This window comes from Streptomyces roseirectus (assembly GCF_014489635.1).
Classification (GTDB): Bacteria; Actinomycetota; Actinomycetes; order Streptomycetales; family Streptomycetaceae; genus Streptomyces; species Streptomyces roseirectus.
Map to the genome: position 1 here is coordinate 152404 of NZ_CP060828.1, position 17825 is coordinate 170228.

The 17825-nt window shown below is 74.4% G+C and carries 18 protein-coding genes; 12 read left to right on the forward strand and 6 right to left on the reverse strand.

Annotated elements, in window-relative coordinates:
- Positions 1–87: 87 nt before the first annotated feature.
- The 3 genes from IAG44_RS00400 to IAG44_RS00405 form a co-directional block, all read right to left on the reverse strand.
- On the reverse strand, positions 88–990 hold the full coding sequence (locus IAG44_RS00400) for an aminoglycoside phosphotransferase family protein (RefSeq protein ID WP_246561326.1): 903 nt from the start codon (positions 988–990) through the stop codon (positions 88–90).
- Positions 899–2062 (reverse strand): SGNH/GDSL hydrolase family protein, encoded by a 1164-nt coding sequence (locus tag IAG44_RS43075; protein WP_246561328.1) that lies wholly within the window; start codon positions 2060–2062, stop codon positions 899–901. The genes IAG44_RS00400 and IAG44_RS43075 overlap by 92 nt, the downstream gene beginning before the upstream one ends.
- 205 nt (positions 2063–2267) lie before the next feature.
- Positions 2268–3029 (reverse strand): DeoR/GlpR family DNA-binding transcription regulator, encoded by a 762-nt coding sequence (locus IAG44_RS00405; RefSeq protein ID WP_187745130.1) that lies wholly within the window; start codon positions 3027–3029, stop codon positions 2268–2270.
- Positions 3030–3120: 91 nt separating this feature from the next.
- Between IAG44_RS00405 and IAG44_RS00410 the strand changes: the two genes are divergently transcribed.
- The 8 genes from IAG44_RS00410 to IAG44_RS00445 all read left to right on the forward strand — a co-directional run bounded on the left by IAG44_RS00410 (position 3121) and on the right by IAG44_RS00445 (position 11643).
- Positions 3121–4335 (forward strand): MFS transporter, encoded by a 1215-nt coding sequence (locus IAG44_RS00410; RefSeq protein ID WP_246561330.1) that lies wholly within the window; start codon positions 3121–3123, stop codon positions 4333–4335.
- A gap of 243 nt (positions 4336–4578) precedes the next feature.
- Positions 4579–5358 carry an MBL fold metallo-hydrolase gene (locus tag IAG44_RS00415; RefSeq protein ID WP_187745131.1) on the forward strand — a complete coding sequence of 260 codons (780 nt, stop codon included), beginning with the start codon at positions 4579–4581 and terminating at the stop codon, positions 5356–5358.
- Positions 5359–5393: 35 nt separating this feature from the next.
- On the forward strand, positions 5394–6410 hold the full coding sequence (locus tag IAG44_RS00420; protein ID WP_187745132.1) for an SMP-30/gluconolactonase/LRE family protein: 1017 nt from the start codon (positions 5394–5396) through the stop codon (positions 6408–6410).
- A 13-nt stretch (positions 6411–6423) separates the two neighbouring features.
- Positions 6424–7356 carry an SMP-30/gluconolactonase/LRE family protein gene (locus IAG44_RS00425; RefSeq protein WP_187745133.1) on the forward strand — a complete coding sequence of 311 codons (933 nt, stop codon included), beginning with the start codon at positions 6424–6426 and terminating at the stop codon, positions 7354–7356.
- A 351-nt stretch (positions 7357–7707) separates the two neighbouring features.
- Positions 7708–8814, forward strand: a complete 1107-nt coding sequence (locus IAG44_RS00430) for an SGNH/GDSL hydrolase family protein (RefSeq protein WP_246561334.1) — start codon at positions 7708–7710, stop codon at positions 8812–8814.
- 189 nt (positions 8815–9003) lie between these two features.
- Complete coding sequence (locus tag IAG44_RS00435) at positions 9004–10131, forward strand: molybdopterin-dependent oxidoreductase (RefSeq protein ID WP_187745134.1); 1128 nt, start codon at positions 9004–9006, stop codon at positions 10129–10131.
- A complete protein-coding gene (locus IAG44_RS00440; protein WP_246561338.1) occupies positions 10128–10511 on the forward strand; it encodes a hypothetical protein in 384 nt (127 codons plus the stop codon). Before IAG44_RS00435 ends, IAG44_RS00440 begins: the two co-directional genes overlap by 4 nt.
- Before the next feature lie 79 nt (positions 10512–10590).
- Positions 10591–11643, forward strand: a complete 1053-nt coding sequence (locus IAG44_RS00445; RefSeq protein WP_187745135.1) for an NAD-dependent epimerase/dehydratase family protein — start codon at positions 10591–10593, stop codon at positions 11641–11643.
- 278 nt (positions 11644–11921) lie between these two features.
- Here the strand turns inward: IAG44_RS00445 and IAG44_RS00450 are convergent, their stop codons facing one another.
- Both IAG44_RS00450 and IAG44_RS00455 read right to left on the reverse strand, forming a co-directional pair.
- Complete coding sequence (locus tag IAG44_RS00450; protein WP_187745136.1) at positions 11922–13034, reverse strand: sensor histidine kinase; 1113 nt, start codon at positions 13032–13034, stop codon at positions 11922–11924.
- Positions 13024–13734 (reverse strand): response regulator transcription factor, encoded by a 711-nt coding sequence (locus IAG44_RS00455; RefSeq protein WP_187745137.1) that lies wholly within the window; start codon positions 13732–13734, stop codon positions 13024–13026. The genes IAG44_RS00450 and IAG44_RS00455 overlap by 11 nt, the downstream gene beginning before the upstream one ends.
- Before the next feature lie 136 nt (positions 13735–13870).
- On the opposite strand from IAG44_RS00455, the gene IAG44_RS00460 reads away from it, so the two are divergent.
- The 4 genes from IAG44_RS00460 to IAG44_RS00475 are packed head-to-tail and all read left to right on the forward strand — an operon-like array spanning position 13871 to position 17293.
- Positions 13871–14542, forward strand: a complete 672-nt coding sequence (locus IAG44_RS00460) for a glycosyltransferase family 2 protein (protein ID WP_187752422.1) — start codon at positions 13871–13873, stop codon at positions 14540–14542.
- The gene (locus IAG44_RS00465) at positions 14539–15183 is read left to right on the forward strand and encodes a TIGR04282 family arsenosugar biosynthesis glycosyltransferase (protein WP_187745138.1); all 645 of its coding nucleotides are present in this window, start codon (positions 14539–14541) and stop codon (positions 15181–15183) included. The genes IAG44_RS00460 and IAG44_RS00465 overlap by 4 nt, the downstream gene beginning before the upstream one ends.
- Positions 15180–15860, forward strand: a complete 681-nt coding sequence (locus tag IAG44_RS00470) for a methyltransferase domain-containing protein (RefSeq protein ID WP_187745139.1) — start codon at positions 15180–15182, stop codon at positions 15858–15860. Before IAG44_RS00465 ends, IAG44_RS00470 begins: the two co-directional genes overlap by 4 nt.
- Positions 15851–17293, forward strand: coding sequence for a glycosyltransferase 87 family protein (locus IAG44_RS00475; RefSeq protein WP_425508414.1), 1443 nt, complete (start codon positions 15851–15853; stop codon positions 17291–17293). Before IAG44_RS00470 ends, IAG44_RS00475 begins: the two co-directional genes overlap by 10 nt.
- Here the strand turns inward: IAG44_RS00475 and IAG44_RS00480 are convergent.
- On the reverse strand, positions 17259–17789 hold the full coding sequence (locus IAG44_RS00480) for a TerD family protein (protein ID WP_187745140.1): 531 nt from the start codon (positions 17787–17789) through the stop codon (positions 17259–17261). The two genes, IAG44_RS00475 and IAG44_RS00480, sit on opposite strands and share 35 nt — an antisense overlap.
- Positions 17790–17825: the final 36 nt, after the last annotated feature.

Sequence of the window (17825 nt, forward strand, 5' to 3'; positions counted from 1 at the left end):
CGTTCCCCGGCGGGCCGCGAACGGTTCCGGCGCCACCCTGTACCGCGTCGCGCTCGACCTCGACGACCTCACCCGCGCCCGCATCGACTACGCCCGCCCGGACGTCCTCACCCTCCACACCGACGCATCAGCCCGCCCCCGCTGAGACCCGTCCCCCACGATGCGCTCCAGCGTCCGCCGCCCCGTCCGGCACATCACCGGGTTGCTGTCGACGTAGTACCAGACCAGCCCCATCGCCTGGGCGAACGCCCACGCCTTGCCGCGCTCCCGTTCGAGGTCGTCGCTGCCGAGGCGTTCGCGCAGCACCCGGCGCGGCCCGGCGTCCAGCAGGTGCCACGCGCTCACCAGGTCCAGCGAGGGGTCGGCCGGCCCGAAGCCGCCGACGTCGAGAACGCCGGCGAGCCGCCCGCCGGACACGAGGACGTTGCCGGGGATCAGGTCCTGGTGGGCCATCACGTCCGCCGCCGGACCGCGCGGCAGCTCCCGCAGGTCCGCCCAGAGGCGGCGCAGCGGGGGGACGTCCAGCAGGTGTTCGCCGCGCCGGAAACAGGTCTCCAGCCACGCGTCGTGGGACCGCAGGTCGCCCCCTCGGCCGGTGCCGGTGAACCTGCGGCCCCGCGTGCCGACCGCGCGCAGCTCGCCGATGAGGACGGCCAGGTCCCGGGCGAACGCGGACGACGCGCCGGGGTCCTCGTCGGCGGCCACGACGCCGGGCAGCCACGTCTGCACCGACCACGGCAGCGGGTGGCCCGCCCCGGGTTCACCGAGCGCGACCGGCTCGGGCGTGGGAAAACGCGTACGGCCGGCCAGTTCACGAGCCGCCCGCGCCTCCTCCTCCAGCCGGCGCCGCCCGACTCCCGCGTCCGCCCGCTCCAGCGGCAGCCGGGCCGCGAGCCGGTCACCGATCCGGAAGACGGCGTTGACCGTGCCCTGCGCCGCGACCTCCCGCACCGGCAGCCCCCGCCACTCGGGGAACTGCCGCTCCACCAAGGCCCGTACCGTCTCGGCCGACACCGTCAGCTGCCCCGCGTGCATCTTCATGCACGGGAGCATCCGCACCACACTTCCCGCCCGCATCCCGTTTCCGCCCCGCGGCGACGAGGGCGAGATCGTCACGCTGTTCCACGACTGTCTCGGCCACGGCCCGGACCGCTGGAGGAGGGGGTGGAGCCGGGACGGACGTGACGTCCGTGCTGTCGGCCGTCCGCCTCGGTGGGGTGATGGTCACGGTGCAGCGGTCGGGGGTGTGGGGCAGGGGGACGGCGTAGGAGTCGCGGGTGCGGATGACCTCGCGGGCGGCGGTGCGGGGGGTGATGGGGCGGGAAGAGGGTGTGGGGGGTGGGGAGGCGGCCAGGAGGGCGTTCAGGACGCGGCCCGTCTGGCGTGCGTAGCCTTCCGGGGAGGGGTGGAAGCGGTCCTTGCCGATGAGGAGGTCCTGGTCGCGGAGGAAGTCGGGGTCCTGGTAGGAGACGATGCGGGCGCCTTCCCGCAGGGCCTGCCGGCCCTGGAGCCGGCCGAGGCGGCGGCAGCGCCAGGAGAGGAGGCGTCTGGGCAGGGTGGGGAAGGCGGCGCCGTATCCCGTGTCGGTGCCGACGAGGACGACGACCGTCGTCCCCTGTGCGCGCAGGCGGCGGACGTGGTCGCGGAGTCTGCGGGCGGCGCGGCCCAGGGGGAAGGGCATCAGGGTGTCGTTGGCGCCCATCGTGAGGACGGCCAGGTGCGGGGCGTCGAGCAGCGCCCGGTCCACCTGGGGGGCCAGGGCCTGGATGGTCGCGCCGAACTTCGCGTGCACGCCGACTCGGACCGGGCGGCCCGTCTCCTTCGCCATCCCGCGGCCGATCAGGGCGCCGGGGGTCTGGTCGGGGTGGTCGACGCCGTGGCCGAGCGCGGTGGAGTCGCCGATCACCGCCACCCTCAACTCCGGGCCGTGTGAAGGCCCTTCGGGGAGGTACAGCCCGTCGCAGCGGTGGAAGTCACGGGGGTTCAGGTGACCGAGCGGGCGCAGCACGGTCCGCGCGTACCAGCGCCGGAAGGCCCTGCGCCGACGTGAGGTGGAGGTCATGGGAAGGGGGGCTCTTTCGTGGGGGTGCGTCGTGAGGGGGCGCCGAGGACGGCCTCGGGGACGAATCCCGTGAACACCACGGAAAACATCACGATCCCTACGTTTCAGCCTGGCAGGAGTCCACGGAAACTCCGGCGGCATCCCCGCGCGAGGATCACTTGTCACCCCTCGCTTCACACGCACGGGCCAACACGACCCGCCGACGTCAGACCGTCTGGACGGTCGTGCCGCCCCCTTCGAGCGCGCGGACCTCGTCGGCGGGCGCCGCCGTGTCGGTGACGAGGGTGTGGAGGAGGGCGGCGGGGCCGACGTGGGCGTACGCGGTGTGGCCGAGCTTGCCGGCGTCGGCGCCGGCGATGACGCGGCGGGAGGAGGCGATGGCGGCCTTCTTCACCGCCGCGTCGTCGAGGTCGTACGCGGTCAGGCCGTCCGCCGCGCTCAGCCCGCAGCAGCCGATGACGGCGGTGTCGAAGCGCAGGGCGGCGAGGGAGGCGAGGGTCAGGGGACCGGTGAGGGCGCCCTCACCGGCGCGGGGCTGGCCGCCGGGGACGACGAGGGTGGCCGGGCCGGGGCTCTCGGAGAGCAGGTGGACGGCCTGGAGGGAGAGCGGCATCACGGTGACGGGGCGCGCCCGCAGGAGGCGGGCGACCTCGAGGCAGGTGGTGCCGCTGTCGAGCAGGACGCTCTCGCCGTCGGCGATGAGGGCGGAGATCGCGGCGGCGATACGGCGTTTGGCGTCGACGGCCTCGTGGGCGCGCAGCGCGAAGGGCGGTTCCTCGCCGCGCAGCAGCAGGGTGCGGGCTCCGCCCCGGACACGTTCGAGGACGCCCTGCGCGGCGAGGGTGTCGAGGTCGCGGCGAATGGTCATCTCCGAGGCACCGGTCAGGGCGGCGAGTTCCTGGACGGTGGCGCTTCCGGAGTCCCTGACGGCCTTCGTGATCAGCCCGTGCCGGTCTGCGTTGCTCATACCGGTGATTGAACACCACACCGGAACGAACATCGAGTGTGTTCGTTCAGTCGATTTTTGAACATGAAAGATGTTCGTTATGGTGGGCGGCATGGAACGTTCCCTGCGAGCCGCCCGTGTGGCGACCTACGTCTACTTCGTCCTGTGCGGCACGCTGCTCGGCGCCTGGGTGGTGCACATCCCCGCGATCGAGGAGCGGGTGGGCATCAGCCACGCCACGCTCGGCGGCCTGCTGGTGCTGCTCGGGGTCGGGGCCTTCGCGGGGATGCAGGTGGCCGGGCCGCTGACCGACCGCCTCGGGGCCCGTGTCGTGGTGCCCGCCGGCGGCGTGGCCTGCGGCGCGACCCTGGTCCTGCCCGGCCTCGCCCACGATCCGTGGACGCTGGCCGCCGCGCTGGTGGTCTTCGGCTTCTGCAACGGCTGTCTGGACGTCGGCATGAACGCCCACGCCGTGCACGTGGAGAAGGCGTACGGGCGTCCCGTCATGTCCGGTTTCCACGCCACGTTCTCCGTCGGCGGCGTCCTCGCCTCGCTCGCCGGGGCGGGGGCCGCGGGCGCCGGTCTGAGCCCGGTCGCGGGCATGGGCGCCATGGGGGTCGCCTGGATCGCCGTCGCGCTGGTGTCGGCGCGTGCCCTGCTGCCGGCCGCGCCCGTCACAAAGCCCGCCACGAAGCCCGCCGCTTCCGCCGCCGAGACACCCCGCGCCGGGGAAACCCCGGGTCCCACCGGCCGCGTCTGGGTCCTCGCCGCCCTCGCCCTCATGGTCATGCTCTGCGAGGGCGCCGCCAACGACTGGAGCGCCCTGCATCTGAAGGACGTCCTCGGCGCCCCCGCCGGCACGGCGGCCTTCGCGTACGGGACCTTCGCCGCCGCCATGACCGTGGGCCGGCTGCTCGCCGACCGTCTCGTCATCCGGTACGGATCCCTGGCGATCCTGCGGTACGGCGCGGCCATGGCCGCCGTCGGCATCACGCTCGTGGCCCTCGGCCCGTGGATGTGGGCGGCGTTCACCGGCTGGGCCCTGTTCGGCCTGGGTCTGTCCGGCAGCGTCCCGCAGTTGTTCAGCGCGGCCGGGCACGCCGACCCGGACGCCGCCGGCGCCAACGTCTCCCGCGTCGCCGGCCTCGGCTACGTCGGCATGCTCGCCGGGCCCGCCGTCATCGGCTGGCTGACCCACCTGGTCGCCCTCGACCACGCCTTCGTCCTGCTGACCCTGCTGTGCGTGACCACCTCGGTGGGGGCGGGCGTCCTGCGCGCCGGGCCCGAGAGCGCGCGCCCTCGCGAGATGGCGTCCAGCAGCCGCTAGGCCGACGGCCGGCAGCCACCAGACCGCTTGTGCGGCACGGTCCCTGACAACCGTGCCGCACAAGCTTTTTCCCACCCGGAAACCGGGCCGCGGACACGGCACACCGCGCACGGCAGCACGCTCCGGCGCAAGTCCTCGAATTACCATCCCACGTCTCCAGCGCACCTCGTCGGCCTGCGGTTTCCGGACGAGAGTGGAGGTCATCAGGGCGACAAGAGCCCGCCTTCACCACACGGAGTCCCCATGAACGGCACGGTCACGATCCTCGACAAGGGCGCGGTCCGCGTCCACAGCTACATGTCGCCGGCCGACACCTTCCACACCACGACCCAGCTGATCGAGACCCCGGCGAAGATCGTCGCGATCGACGCCCAGCTCCTTCCCGGTTACGCGGACGAGGTCGTCGCCTACGCGAAGGGCCTCGGCAAGCCGCTGGACCGGCTGATCGTCACGCACGCCCACCCGGACCACTACAACGGCGCCGCCCGCTTCGGCGTCCCCGTCCACGCGCTGCCCGAGGTCCGCGAGCAGATCGTCGCGCGCGGCGACAGCCGGTTGCCCACCGGGGAGGTCATCCCGGTGGCCGATTTCACGCCGACCGTGGACCTCGTGCCCGGTACCGAGGTCATCGACGGCGTCCCGTTCGTCTTCGAGGCGGTCAGCGGCGGCGAGGCCGCCGACGAACTCCTCGTCAAGCTGCCCGAGCAGCGGGTGCTGATCGCGCAGGACCTCGTCTACCACGACGTCCACCTCTACCTCGGCAACAACGACATCGCCGGGTGGCGGCAGGCGGTCGACACGCTCGCCGCCGAGACGGGGTACGACACGGTCCTCGCCGGCCACGGTCTGCCGACCGGGCCGGAGATCTACGAGGAGGTCCGCCGCTACCTCGCCGACGCAGGCGAACTGCTCGGCGACGACGGGGACGCGTACAAGCGGGCGATCGTCGACCGCTACCCCTCGTACGTCGGCCCGTTCCTCATCGACATCGCCAACCGCTCGCTCTTCAGCGCCGGTCACTGAACACCCCAACTTGCCTGTACTCAAAGGGATCTGCCATGTCGTCAGCCGCCTTCCGGCGCACCCGCACCGCCGCCGTCTCGCTCGCCTCGCTCCTCGTCCTCGCCGGCGCCACGCCGGCGCTCGCCGACACCGCCGCCTCCGGTGACGTCCCCCACCACCCCGTCCTGCACCACCGGGCTCCCCTCCCCGCCGGCTACCCGCTGCCCGGCGACCGGACCTACCCCGAGGGGATCGCCCGCCAGCACGGCACCCCCTGGTTCTACGTCGGCAGCACCACCGACGGCACCATCTACCGCGGCGACGTCCACCACCCCGCGACCAGCGTGTTCCTGCCGGGCGGCACGGACGGGCGGGTCTCCGTCGCCGGGATGAAGACCGACCGGGCGGGCCGGCTGATCGTCGCCGGCGGCGCCACCGGCAAGGTCTTCGTGTACGACACGCGGACCCGCGCGCTGCTGCACGTCTTCGACACCGGCCGCACCGACGTCTTCCTCAACGACGTCGCCCTCGCCCCGAACGGCGACGCCTACGTCTCCGACTCCACACACCCGGCGCTGTGGCACATCAGCGCCGCCGAGCTGGACGCCGGGACGGTCCGTCAGCCCCTGCGCGTGGGCGTCGACCTGACCGGCTCCCCGATGGTCTACGACGCCGGGTTCAACGGCAACGGCCTGGTCGTCACCCCCGACGGGCGTCACGTCCTGCTCGCCGACTACAACGACTACGCCTTCTACCGCGTCGACGTCCGCACGCACCAGGTCGTCCCGATCGACCTCGGCGGCGCGCGCGGCATCTCCGGCGACGGGCTCCTCCTGCGCGGCGACACCCTCACCGCCGTCACCGAACTCGACCATCCCGACGGCCAGATCGCCGTCCTGAAGCTGAGCCACGACTACACGCGGGCGCGTCTCGTGCGCACCGTCCACGGCCACGGCATGCACAGCCCCTCCACGGCCGCGTACGACGGGCACGACCTCCTGATCGTCAACTTCCAGTTCCAGGTGGCGGATCCGCACCTGCCGTTCGACGTCGTGCGCGTGCACGCCGAGTAGAGGGACGACCCCCATGCACCTGCGTATCTCCCTCGCCGCGGTCGCCGTGCTGCTGGCCTCGGCGGGCTCCGCCTCCGCCGCCACCGCGCCCGTGTCCGAGCCCCGTATCGCGGCCCACTTCGACCTGACGGCCGGGCAGCAGCCCGAGAACATCGCCGTCGACCGCACCGGAGCGGCCTACCTCACGTTCTCCTTCGCCCGTCAGGTCGTCCGCGTCACCCCCGGCCGGCGGCCCCGCGTGCTGGCCACCCTCCCGGCGCCCGCGAAGGCTCGGACGCCCAACCTGGGCAAGGCGTTCGTCGGCGGGATCGCCCGCGCGGACGACGGCACGCTGTACGTCACCTACGCGACCGGCACGCCCGACCTGACCGGCGTCTGGGCGGTCCGCCCCGGCGGCCGTCCGCAGCGGATCGCCGCCCTTCCCGCCGACGGGCTGCCCAACGGGCTCGCGCTGGACCGGCGCAGGGGTCTGCTGTACGTCACCGACTCCGTGCACGGGGTCGTCTACCGCCTCCCCGCGCGCGGCGGCGCGGCGACGGTCTGGGCGTCGGGGGCGGCGCTGCGGCCGAGTTCGTTCGCCGGGGCCAACGGGCTGAAGCTGCACGGCGGTGCCGTGTGGGTGACCAACCTCGACGAGGGGACCGTCCTGCGGATCCCGGTCACCGCGCGCGGCACGGCGGGCGGGATCCAGGTCCGGGCGACCGGGATGCCGTCGATCGACGACTTCGCGTTCACCGGCCGGGACGACACCCTGCTCGCCGCCCGCGACGACGGCGAGGTCGACCTCGTACGCCCCGACGGCACCCACACCGCCGTCCTCACCGCGGCGGACGGCCTGCGCACGCCGACGTCCGTCGCGGTCCACGGCGGCCGGGTGTACGTCCCGAGCGCGGCCTACCTCACGGGCACGGACCCGAATCTGCTCGTCGCCCGGCTCGGCCGCTGAGTGACGCCCTCGGCCGGCGCCGGCCCTGCCGCATGCCGTCCGGTCGGAATGCTCCCACGGGGTCTCACCAGGCACGTCTGAGATGTGTGAAATCGCGTGCCGGTGGGACTTTCTGGCATTTACACGTGTCGTATCCGATCTCACTTTGTCGATCGGACACACCCGGCTCACCAGCCAAAACGCTACATTGATGCCTGCGCCGCCGGAGCGAAACCGGGGCAACTCCCCACACGTTCACGGCGGCGGCACTCCCCCCACGCCACCACAAAGGGCGTTCTTTCTGCTGCCGGAAACCGCATCCCGTCTTCCGGCCTCCCCACCCCCCATCAACTGGAAAGCGCACGCAAGCCCATGAATCTCCTCAAGCGTTTCGGACCGGGGCTCGCCCTGTCCGCGATGACGGTCGTGCTGAGCACCCCCGGCCTGGCCGCCGCCCAGGACGCGGCGAGCGCGAAGGACGCCACGTACTACGTCTCGCTCGGCGACTCCATCCCCGCCGGGTACCAGCCGGACGTCGACAAGGACACCCGCGTCGCGTACACCGACCAGCTCTACGCGCAGCTCAAGAAGCGCACCCCCGGGCTGAAGCACATACGCCTGGGCTGCACCGGCGAGACCACGAAGTCGCTGATCTCCGGCGGGGTCTGCCGGTACCCGAACGCCAAGTCCCAGCTGGACGCCGCGCTCAAGGCCATGGCGCAGCACCGCGGCAAGGTCGCCCTGGTGACGATCAGCGTGGGCGCCAACGACATCAAGGCATGCGTCAGCTCCTTCGGCGCGCTCGACGCGAAGTGCCTGAACAAGGCGACCCCGGCCATGGGCAGGAACCTCGCGCAGATCACGGGCGCGCTCCACAAGGCGGGTACGAAGAACACCCGGTTCGTCGGGTCGACGTACTACAACCCGTTCCTGGCGACCTGGCTGCTGGGCCCGGCGGGCCAGAAGTCGGCCAAGGACTCCGCGCCTTTGATGAAGGCCGGCAACGCGGGTATCGCCAAGGTGTTCCGCTCCACCGGCTTCCAGGTCGCGGACCTCGCGGGCGCGTTCGCCTCGGACGACTTCGCCCACCAGGTCGACGTCCCCGGCTTCGGCAAGGTCCCGCGCAACGTGGCCACCATCTGCAAGCTCACCTGGGCCTGCACGAAGACCGACCCGCACCCCAACGCCGCCGGCCACAAGCTGATCGCCGGCACGTTCGCGGCGGTCCTCTCCCGGCCGGCCGCACCCGCCGCTGCCGGTGCCCCGGCCGCCGCTGACGCTCCGGCCGCCGCCGGTGCTCCCGCCGTCGTGCCCGTGAACGCCACGGGCCCCAACCAGCCCAGCGCGGACGGCCGACTCGCCGAGACCGGCGCGTCCAGCACGACCCCCGTCGTCGCGGGCACCGGCCTCGCGGTCGTCGCGGCGGGCGGCGGCGCGGTCTACTTCGCGCGGCGACGCCGGGCGGGGGCGCAGAGCTAGTTAGTCGCAGATTTGGTCAGTTGCAGAGCTGGCCAGTCGCGGTGCGGGCCGCTCGCCTCGGTGCGGGCGGCCCGCGGTCGTGCGGCCGGCGAACGCGGGCGGGCTTCGGGCCCCATCGAGCCCCGAACGTCCGTGTTCCGTAAGGGTTCGCTTGTTCCACGGCGGCCCCCGGGCGAGTGGGATGGGGGCATGAAGCTGCGTGTTCTTCCGCCCGTGTTCAAGGGCGGCCTGCATGACCCCCGTACGGCGACCGCGCTCGGCCGATGGCTGGGCGCGGCGTTCGGGGTGTGTTTCGTGACCGGGCTGGTGAGTCACTTCCTGCAGCATCCGCCGGGGTGGCTGGTCGAGGTGATGCCGAGCCGGCCCGTGTGGGGGTACCGGCTCACGCAGGGGCTGCACGTCGCCTCGGGCATCGCGGCGATCCCGTTGCTGCTCGCGAAGTTGTGGGCGGTGTATCCGAAGCTGTTCGTGTGGCCGCCGGCGCGGTCGGTGGGGCAGGCGCTGGAGCGGGTGTCCGTCGCGGTGCTGGTGGGCGGCGCGCTGTTCGAGCTGGTGACGGGGCTGCTGAACACGGCGCAGTGGTATCCCTGGGCGTTCTCGTTCGTGCCGGCGCACTACGCGGTGGGCTGGCTGGTCGTGGGGGCGCTGCTGCTGCACCTCGCGGTCAAGGCGCCGCTGATCAGGGCGCACTGGACGCGCCGTTCGCCGGGGACGCTCGCGGTGGAGGGCGCCGGGCGGCGTTCGTTCATGGGCGCGGTCGGCGCCGCCGTCGGGGCCGTCACGCTCACGACCGTCGGGCAGTCGTTCACCCCGCTGAAGGGGGCGGTCCTGTTCGCGCCCCGGCATCCCGACGAGGGGCCTCAGGGGCTGCCGGTGAACCGGACGGCCGCGGCGGCGGGCGTCGGGCGCGTCGGCGCCGAGGAGTACCGGCTGACGGTCGCCGGGCCGCGTCCGTACACCCTGACCCTGGACGCGCTGCGTGGACTGCCGCAGTACGAGGCCGAGTTGCCGATCGCGTGCGTGGAGGGGTGGAGCGCGTCGGCGCGCTGGGGCGGGGTGCGGGTGGTGGATCTCCTCGAACGGGCGGGGGCGCCGGCGCACGCGCGCGTACGGGTGGTGTCCTTGCAGCTCAGGGGCGCCTACCGGGTGTCGGAGTTGGGGCCCGCGCACGCGCGCGACCCGTTGACGCTGCTCGCGCTGCGGCTCGACGGGGAAGACCTCGTGCCCGACCACGGGTTCCCGGTGCGGTTGATCGCGCCGAACCGGCCCGGGGTGTTGCAGACGAAGTGGGTCGGGCGGCTGGAGGTGCTGGCGTGAGGGCCGTGCTGGGGATGGTGGGTGTGGGGTTCATGGCCTTCGGGGTGTATCTCCTCGCGGACCTGCGGGAACTCGCCGACGTCCTGGTGTGGCTCGGGGCGGCGGTCGTGCTGCACGACGGGGTGGTGGTGCCGCTCGTGCTCGCGGTCGGGGCGGTCGTGGGGCGCGGGGTGGTCCGGGGTGCGCTGGTGGTGGCGGGGGCGGTGACGGTGGTGGCGTCGCCGGTGCTGCTGCGGCCGGGGCGGACGGCGAACCCGTCGGTGCTGCCGTTGGACTACGGGCGGAACTGGGTGCTGGCGATGGTGGCCGTGGGGGTGGTGGCCGGGGTGTGGTCGGGGGTGCGGTGGCTGAGGCGTGGACGCCGTGACGGGGCTCAGTAGCCCGTCCAGTGCTTACGAACCCCTGACGTCCCCGCGTGAACCGGTTCCCCGGCGGGCCGGCGCCGCTACGGTCGACGGCATGTTGATCCTGGTCACCGGGGGTGCCGGCTTCATCGGCTCGCACCTCGTCACCGCACTCCTCGCCGCCGGCCACGAGGTCCGCGTCCTCGACGCGCTCCTGCCCGCCGCCCACCGCACCCCGCCGCCGGTCCCCGTCGGAGTGGACTGGCGGCATGCCGACGTCCGCGACGAGGAGGCCGTCGCCGACGCCCTGCGCGGTGTCGACGCCGTCTGTCATCTGGCCGCGATGGTCGGCCTCGGCAAGGACTTCGCCGACGCGCCCGCGTACGTCGGCTGCAACGACCTCGGCACCGCCGTGCTGCTCGCGGGCATGGCGGAGGCGGGGGTGGGCCGGCTGGTGCTGGCGAGTTCGATGGTGGTGTACGGCGAGGGCCGCTACGCGTGCGCGCGCCACGGCGTCGTCCGGCCGGGCCCGCGCCGCGTGCCGGACCTCGACGCCGGCGCCTTCGAGCCGCCCTGCCCGCACTGCGGCGAGCCCCTGGACTCCGGGCTGGTCGACGAGGACGCCCCCACCGACCCGCGCAACGTGTACGCCGCCACCAAGCTCGCCCAGGAACACCTGGCCGCCGCCTGGGCACGGGCGACCGGCGGTCGCGCCGCCGCCCTGCGCTACCACAACGTCTACGGCCCCGGCATGCCCCGCGACACCCCGTACGCCGGCGTCGCCTCCCTCTTCCGCTCCGCCCTCGCCCGCGGCGAGGCCCCCCGCGTCTTCGAGGACGGCGGCCAGCGCCGCGACTTCGTCCACGTCCGCGATGTCGCCGGCGCCAACCACGCGGCCCTCGACGGCCTGACGTCCCTGCCCTCAGGCACCCTGCGCGCCTACAACGTCGGCAGCGGCGACCCCCACACCGTGGGCGAGATGGCCACCGCCCTCTCCACCGCGCACGGCGGACCGCCCCCGCTGATCACCGGCGAGTACCGCCTCGGCGACGTCCGCCACATCACCGCCTCCTCCCGACGACTCCGCGACGAACTGGGCTGGAAGCCGGGCGTGGGTTTCGAGGAGGGCATGACGGAGTTCGCGGGGGCGGAGTTGCGGGCGGGGTAAGGGGGCATGCGGGCGAGCGGGGTTGCGGGGCGGTCGCCGTCTTGCGGTCTCGGCGGCCGGGACGGTGCTGTCCCCGCGTCGCGATCGGCCGAGAGCCCTGCGCGCGGCTGCGGGAAGGAGCACGCCGTTGCCCCCGCAGCCCCCGGTCACCTCGTGCGCGCCCCGGAGCAGCCCGGGCCCGCGCCCGGCCGAAGGCCCGCCCTGTGTCCCGCAGGCCCGCGCCCCGGACAAGCCCCGCCACGCGTCCCGGCGCCCCCACAGCCGTGCCCGCCCCCGTCTCACCCCGCCACCGGCAACCGCACCTCGAACCGGCAGCCGCCCGGCACGTTGTGCACCACCGCGCTCCCCCGGTGTGCCTCGACGATGCCGCGGACGATGGCGAGGCCGAGGCCCGCGCCGCCGGGTGGGGTGCGGGCGTCGGTGCCGCGCCAGCCGGTGTCGAAGACGCGGGGGAGGTCGTCGGGCGGGATGCCGCCGCAGCCGTCGGTGACGGAGAGGACGACGCGGTCGGCCTCGGAGCGGGCGGCGACGGCGACCGTCCCGTCGGCGGGGGTGCGGCGGATGGCGTTGACGAGGAGGTTCGCGAGGACGCGGGACATCTCGCGCCCGTCGACCTCGACGGGGACCGGCTCGACCCCGTCGCCCACGAGCCGGACGCCGTGCTCGCGCGCGAGGGCGTCGACGCCGGCGAGGGCGTCGCCGACGAGGTCGTAGACGGACATGCGGGCCGGGGACAGGGCGAGCACGCCGGCCTGGATGCGGGAGAGTTCGAAGAGGTCGCCGACCATCGCGCTCATGCGCCCGACCTCGGCCCGGATGCGGGCGTGGTAGGCGCGGGGGTCGCCGGCGAGGCCGTCCTCCAGGGCCTCGGCCATGGCCTGGATCCCGGCGAGCGGGGTGCGCAGGTCGTGGGAGATCCAGGCGACGAGTTCGCGGCGCGACGCCTCCAGGGTCCGTTCGCGTTCCCGGGACGCGGCGAGGCGGGCGCTGGTCGCGGCGAGTTCGCGGCTCAGTTCGGCGAGTTCGGCGGTCGGCGCGGCGGTGGGCGGGGTGAAGCCGCCGTCGTCGCCGAGGGCGCGGGTCGCCTCGGCGAGTTCACGGCTGCCGCGGACGACGGACCGTCCGAGCAGCAGCGCGACGCCGAGCGAGACGACGGTGGCCATGGCGCACACCATGGTCACCACCCACAGGTCGTGGTCGGACAGGAACATCGCCCAGCACACGAGCATGGTCCCGGCGAGCATCGCCGCCACGGTGACGACGGCGACGACGGCCAGGGACACGGCGACGGACCGGCGGCGCAGGACGCGCAGGGCGAGGAGGCCGAGGAGCCCGGCGCCCGCCGCGCCGGCGGCCGAGTAGAGGGCGATCAGGAGGGTGTCAGCGAGCACGGCCGGCCTCGCTCCCGGGCGCGTCGAAGCGGTAGCCGATGCCCCAGACGGTGCTGATCAGTTCCGGGCGGGCGGGGTCGTCCTCGACCTTCTCGCGCAGCCGCCGCACGTGCACGGTGACGGTCGACAGGTCGCCGAACTCCCAGCCCCAGACGCGCTGCATGAGCTGTTCGCGGCTGGTGGCCTGTCCGGGGTGGCGCAGGAAGTACTCCAGGAGGTCGAACTCGCGGATGGTGAGGGCGAGTTCGGTGCCGTCGCGGGTGGCGCGGCGGGCGGTGGGGTCGAGGGCGAGGGGGCCGGCCCGCAGCCATGCCTCCTCGGCGGGTCCCGCCGGGGGCGCGCCGGCCCGGCGCAGTACCGACTCGACGCGCAGCACGAGTTCGCGGGGGCTGAAGGGTTTGGTGACGTAGTCGTCCGCGCCGACCTCCAGGCCGAGGATGCGGTCCTCCTCGTCGCCGCGCGCGGTCAGCATGATCACGGGGAGGGGGCCTGCCGCCCGCAGCCGGCGGCAGACCTCCAGGCCGTCCATGCCGGGCAGCATCAGGTCGAGCACCACGAGGTCGGGCCGCCCGGCGCGGGCGGACTCCACGGCGGCGGGGCCGTCGGCGGCGACGTCGACGGCGAATCCCGCCCGGTCCAGGTATCCGGCGACGACCTCGGAGACGGTCGGGTCGTCGTCCACGACGAGTACGCGTTTCACAGGCCGAGTCTCACACCCGGAGTCGGGCGGTGGATCAGGCGGTGGCGGACGTCAGCGATCCGTAAGGAGACGACTTCCGTTATGTCCGTTTCCCGTCCGTAGGGTGAGACGCGTGATCAAACCTCCCCCTCCTTCCGTGGACGTCGTGCTGCCCTGCCTCGACGAAGCCGAGGCGTTGCCCTGGGTGCTGGCGCGCATCCCCGCCGGCTGGCGCGCGATCGTCGTCGACAACGGTTCCACCGACGGCTCCCCGGACCTCGCCCGCTCGCTCGGCGCGCACGTCGTCCACGAGCCCCGGCGCGGTTTCGGCGCCGCCTGCCACGCGGGCCTGACGGCCGCCACGGCCGACATCGTCTGCTTCTGCGACTGCGACGCCTCCCTGGACCCCGGTCTGCTGCCGACGGTCGTCACGCCCGTCCTCGACGGCGCCGCCGACCTGGTCCTGGGCCGGCGCCGGCCCACCGCCCGGGGGGCGTGGCCGCTGCACGCCCGGCTGGCCAACCTGGAGCTGGCGCGTCTGGTGCGCCGTCGCACCGGGGTGCGGCTGCACGACCTGGGCCCGATGCGGGCCGCCCGCCGCAAGGGGCTGCTGGCGCTCGATCTGACCGACCGGCGCTCCGGCTACCCCCTCCAGATGGTGGTGCGCGCCGCCGACGAGGGCTGGCGGGTCGCCGAGATCGACGTGCCCTACCTCCCGCGCACGGGCCGTTCGAAGGTCACCGGTACGTGGCGCGGCACCTGGCACGCCGTCCGGGACATGCGCACCGTCCTCGCCGAGCGCCCGGCCGTCGCGGGAGGTACCCGATGACGTCGTCGTCCCGCCCCACCCTGCTGGTCATCGCGAAGGAACCGGTGCCCGGCCGCGTCAAGACCCGCCTCACCCCGCCCTACACCCCGCGGGAGGCGGCGGCCCTCGCGGAGGCGTCCCTCACGGACACGCTGCACACCCTGCTCGGCGTGCCCGCCCGTCGCCGGGTCCTCGTGCTGGCCGGTGCCCCCGGTCCCTGGCTGCCGCCCGGCTACGACGTCGTCCCGCAGTGCCCCGGCGGTCTCGACGAGCGGATCGCCGCCGCGTTCGAGCAGTGCGCCGACGGCCCCGCCCTGCTGGTCGGCATGGACACGCCGCAGCTCTCCCCCGCCCACCTCGCCCCCGTCGGCGTCACCGGGCACGACGCCTGGCTCGGTCTCGCCGCCGACGGCGGTTTCTGGGCGCTCGGCCTGGCCGATCCCGCGCGCACCGGGGCGCTCGTGCGGGGCGTGCCCATGTCCACCGACCGCACGGGGGCCGCCCAGCACCGCAGGCTCGTCGAGGCGGGGCTGACGGTCGCGGAGCTGCCGGTGCTGCGGGACATCGACACGGCCGGGGACGCCGTGTCGGTGGCCGCGCGCTGCCCGTCCGGATCGCGGTTCGCCACTCTCCTCGCCTCGCTCGGGGAGACGGTCCGATGACCGGGACGGCCGAACTCGCGCACGCCGAACCCTGGGTCGACGACCCCTACGGGCGCGCCCTGCACGCCGGTCGCGGCCCCCTGCACCTGCGCCGGCTGTCGCCTCCCGAGCCCGGCGCCGCCGAGGTGCTGCCGCTGGACGTGGAGCGCTTCTGCGCGCCGCCCGACGCCGCCGACCTGGACGTCCTGCGCCGCTGCGCCGGTCCCGTCCTGGACGTCGGCTGCGGCCCGGGGCGCCTGGTGGCCGCGCTGACCGCGCGGGGGACGCAGGTGCTCGGGGTGGACGTCAGCCCCGCCGCCGTCGCCCTCACCCGGCTGCAGGGCGGGGCGGCGCTCAGGCGTGACGTGTTCGGGCGGCTGCCGGGGGAAGGGCGGTGGGGGACGGTGCTGCTGATGGACGGCAACGTCGGCATCGGCGGTGATCCGGCGGCTCTCCTCGCCCGGCTGGGCTCGGTGGTGCGGCCCGGCGGGCGGCTGGTGGCCGAGGTCGCCGCCCAGGACGTGGACGAACGGCTCACCGTGCGGGTCGAGGACGCGTCCGGTGGGTACGGGCGCCCGTTCCCCTGGGCGCGGGTCGGCGCCGGCGCGCTGGTGCGGGCCGCGACGGGGTGGGGTCTCGCCGGGCGGTGGACGGTGTCGGGGCGCGCCTTCGTGGAGCTGCGGCGGGGGTGTCCGTGAAGGGCGGGGCGGTGCGGGAGGCTCCCGCCGAAACGTCGTCACCGGCCCGGCAGCCGGCCGGCCCGGCCCGCACGGCCCGTGTCGTGGTCACCGCCGTGCTGCTGGCCGCCCTCGTCGCCGTCCTCGTCGTCACCCTCCGGGCGGGCGACAGCCGCAGCGCGTCCGGCACGCTGCTCGCCGGGTACGGCGTCGCCTGGGCGCTGTTCGCCGCCGCCCTGTGGACGGTGCGGCGGGTGCCCGTGCGGGCCGCGACCGGTCTCGTCCTGGCGGGGTCGGCCGCGATCGCCCTGGCCGGGCTCGCCGCGCCGCCGCGCACCAGCGACGACATGTTCCGCTACGCCTGGGACGGCCGTGTGCAGGCGGCCGGGATCTCCCCGTACGCGTTCCCGCCCGCCGCGCCTGAGCTGTCCCGGCTGCGTGACGACTGGCTGTTCCCCCCGGCGCCGGACTGCGCGGGGTGGGGGCTCACGCGGACCGCCGAGGGGCTGTGCGTCCGGATCAACCGGCCGACCGTGCCGACCATCTATCCGCCGGTCGCCGAGGGCTGGTTCCTCGGTGTCCACGCGCTGTCCCCGCCGGACGCGCGGCACAAGCCGGTCCAGGTGGGCGGCGCCGTCCTCGCGTTCGGCACGACGCTCGCCCTGCTGCGGGCGCTGCGCCGGCGGGGGGATCCGTGGCGGGCGGCGCTGTGGGGGTGGTGTCCGGCGGTCGCGTGGGAGGCGGTGAACAACGCTCACATCGACACGCTGGGCGTCCTGCTGGCCGTCCTGGCGCTCACCACCGCCGGGGCGCGCCGGGGGGCGCTGCTGGGGGCCGCGATCGCCGTCAAGGTCCTGCCGGTGCTCGTGCTGCCGGGCGCGCTGTCCGGGGAGCGCCGGCCCGCGCACATCCTGCGGGTCGCCGGGGCGGCCGTCGCCGCCGTCGTGGTCGTCTATCTGCCGTACGTCCTCGCCTCGGGCGCGGGGGTCCTCGGCTATCTGCCCGGCTACCTGCACGAGGAGGGCTACGAGCCGGGTGACGTGCGGCGGTTCGCGCTCCTGCGGCTGGTGCTGCCGGACGCCGCCGCGGCCCCGGCGGCCGCCGTACTCCTCGCGCTGACCGCGCTGTTCGTGTGGCGGCGGGGCGACCCCGCCCGACCCTGGCGCGGGGCCCTCCTCCTCACCGGCGCCACGCTCCTCCTGCTGTCGCCGAACTACCCCTGGTACGCGCTGCTGCTCGTCGCCCTCGTCGCCCTCGACGGGCGCTGGGAGTGGCTGGCGGTCAGTCTCGCGGGCACCTTCCTCTATCTCGGCAGCGAGTTGCTGCCGGGGGCGTCCCGGCAGGCGTGGGCGTACGGGGCCGCCGCGGTCGTCGTCGGGGTGGGGGCGTGGCTGCGCGCACGTCGCCGGTCCGGCGCCGTCAGGGCTGCGGGGCCGCGCCCATCTCCCGCATGAACTCCGCCGGTTCGCTGTCGGAGCCGGCGAGCGACGGGCGGAACTCCCAGGTGCCGGACGGGTTCTTGGTGAACTCGGCGACGACGCAGGCGCAGGAGCCGGCGAGCCGCGTCAGGTCGTCCTTGAGGAGTTCGGTGTACCCGTCGAGGACCAGGACCCCGGTGCCCGTGAGGTCGCCGAAGGTCTTCGGTCCGGTGTTCTGGTGGATGACCACGCCGACGACGACCCGGGCGAACGACGGGGCGAGGCGGTCGAGTTCGACGGTCATCGCCTCGACGTACCCGAAGCCCTGCCCCGTCGTGCTGTGGCGGCTCATGTTGATCGTGCCGTCGGGGGAACGGCTGTCGTAGTGGACGACGTACACCGGCCGCCCGTACGGCGCGTCCGCCGCGTAGGTCGCCGCGACGATGTCGAGGTGATGAGGGGGCTGTTTCAGCGGGCTCGGGTCCCACTTGAGCCGTATCTCGACCTTCTTCAGCCCCGTGTTGCTGCTCACCGGATGTGCTGCCTCTCCCGCCGATGCCTGTCACGG

Bases quoted from the DNA above. Each gene is read 5' to 3' on its own strand.
- IAG44_RS43075 (WP_246561328.1), bottom strand. From the start codon at position 2,062: ATGACCTCCACCTCACGTCGGCGCAGGGCCTTCCGGCGCTGGTACGCG.
- IAG44_RS00405 (WP_187745130.1), bottom strand. From the start codon at position 3,029: ATGAGCAACGCAGACCGGCACGGGCTGATCACGAAGGCCGTCAGGGAC.
- IAG44_RS00410 (WP_246561330.1), top strand. From the start codon at position 3,121: ATGGAACGTTCCCTGCGAGCCGCCCGTGTGGCGACCTACGTCTACTTC.
- IAG44_RS00415 (WP_187745131.1), top strand. From the start codon at position 4,579: ATGAACGGCACGGTCACGATCCTCGACAAGGGCGCGGTCCGCGTCCAC.
- IAG44_RS00420 (WP_187745132.1), top strand. From the start codon at position 5,394: ATGTCGTCAGCCGCCTTCCGGCGCACCCGCACCGCCGCCGTCTCGCTC.
- IAG44_RS00425 (WP_187745133.1), top strand. From the start codon at position 6,424: ATGCACCTGCGTATCTCCCTCGCCGCGGTCGCCGTGCTGCTGGCCTCG.
- IAG44_RS00430 (WP_246561334.1), top strand. From the start codon at position 7,708: ATGAATCTCCTCAAGCGTTTCGGACCGGGGCTCGCCCTGTCCGCGATG.
- IAG44_RS00435 (WP_187745134.1), top strand. From the start codon at position 9,004: ATGAAGCTGCGTGTTCTTCCGCCCGTGTTCAAGGGCGGCCTGCATGAC.
- IAG44_RS00445 (WP_187745135.1), top strand. From the start codon at position 10,591: ATGTTGATCCTGGTCACCGGGGGTGCCGGCTTCATCGGCTCGCACCTC.
- IAG44_RS00465 (WP_187745138.1), top strand. From the start codon at position 14,539: ATGACGTCGTCGTCCCGCCCCACCCTGCTGGTCATCGCGAAGGAACCG.
- IAG44_RS00470 (WP_187745139.1), top strand. From the start codon at position 15,180: ATGACCGGGACGGCCGAACTCGCGCACGCCGAACCCTGGGTCGACGAC.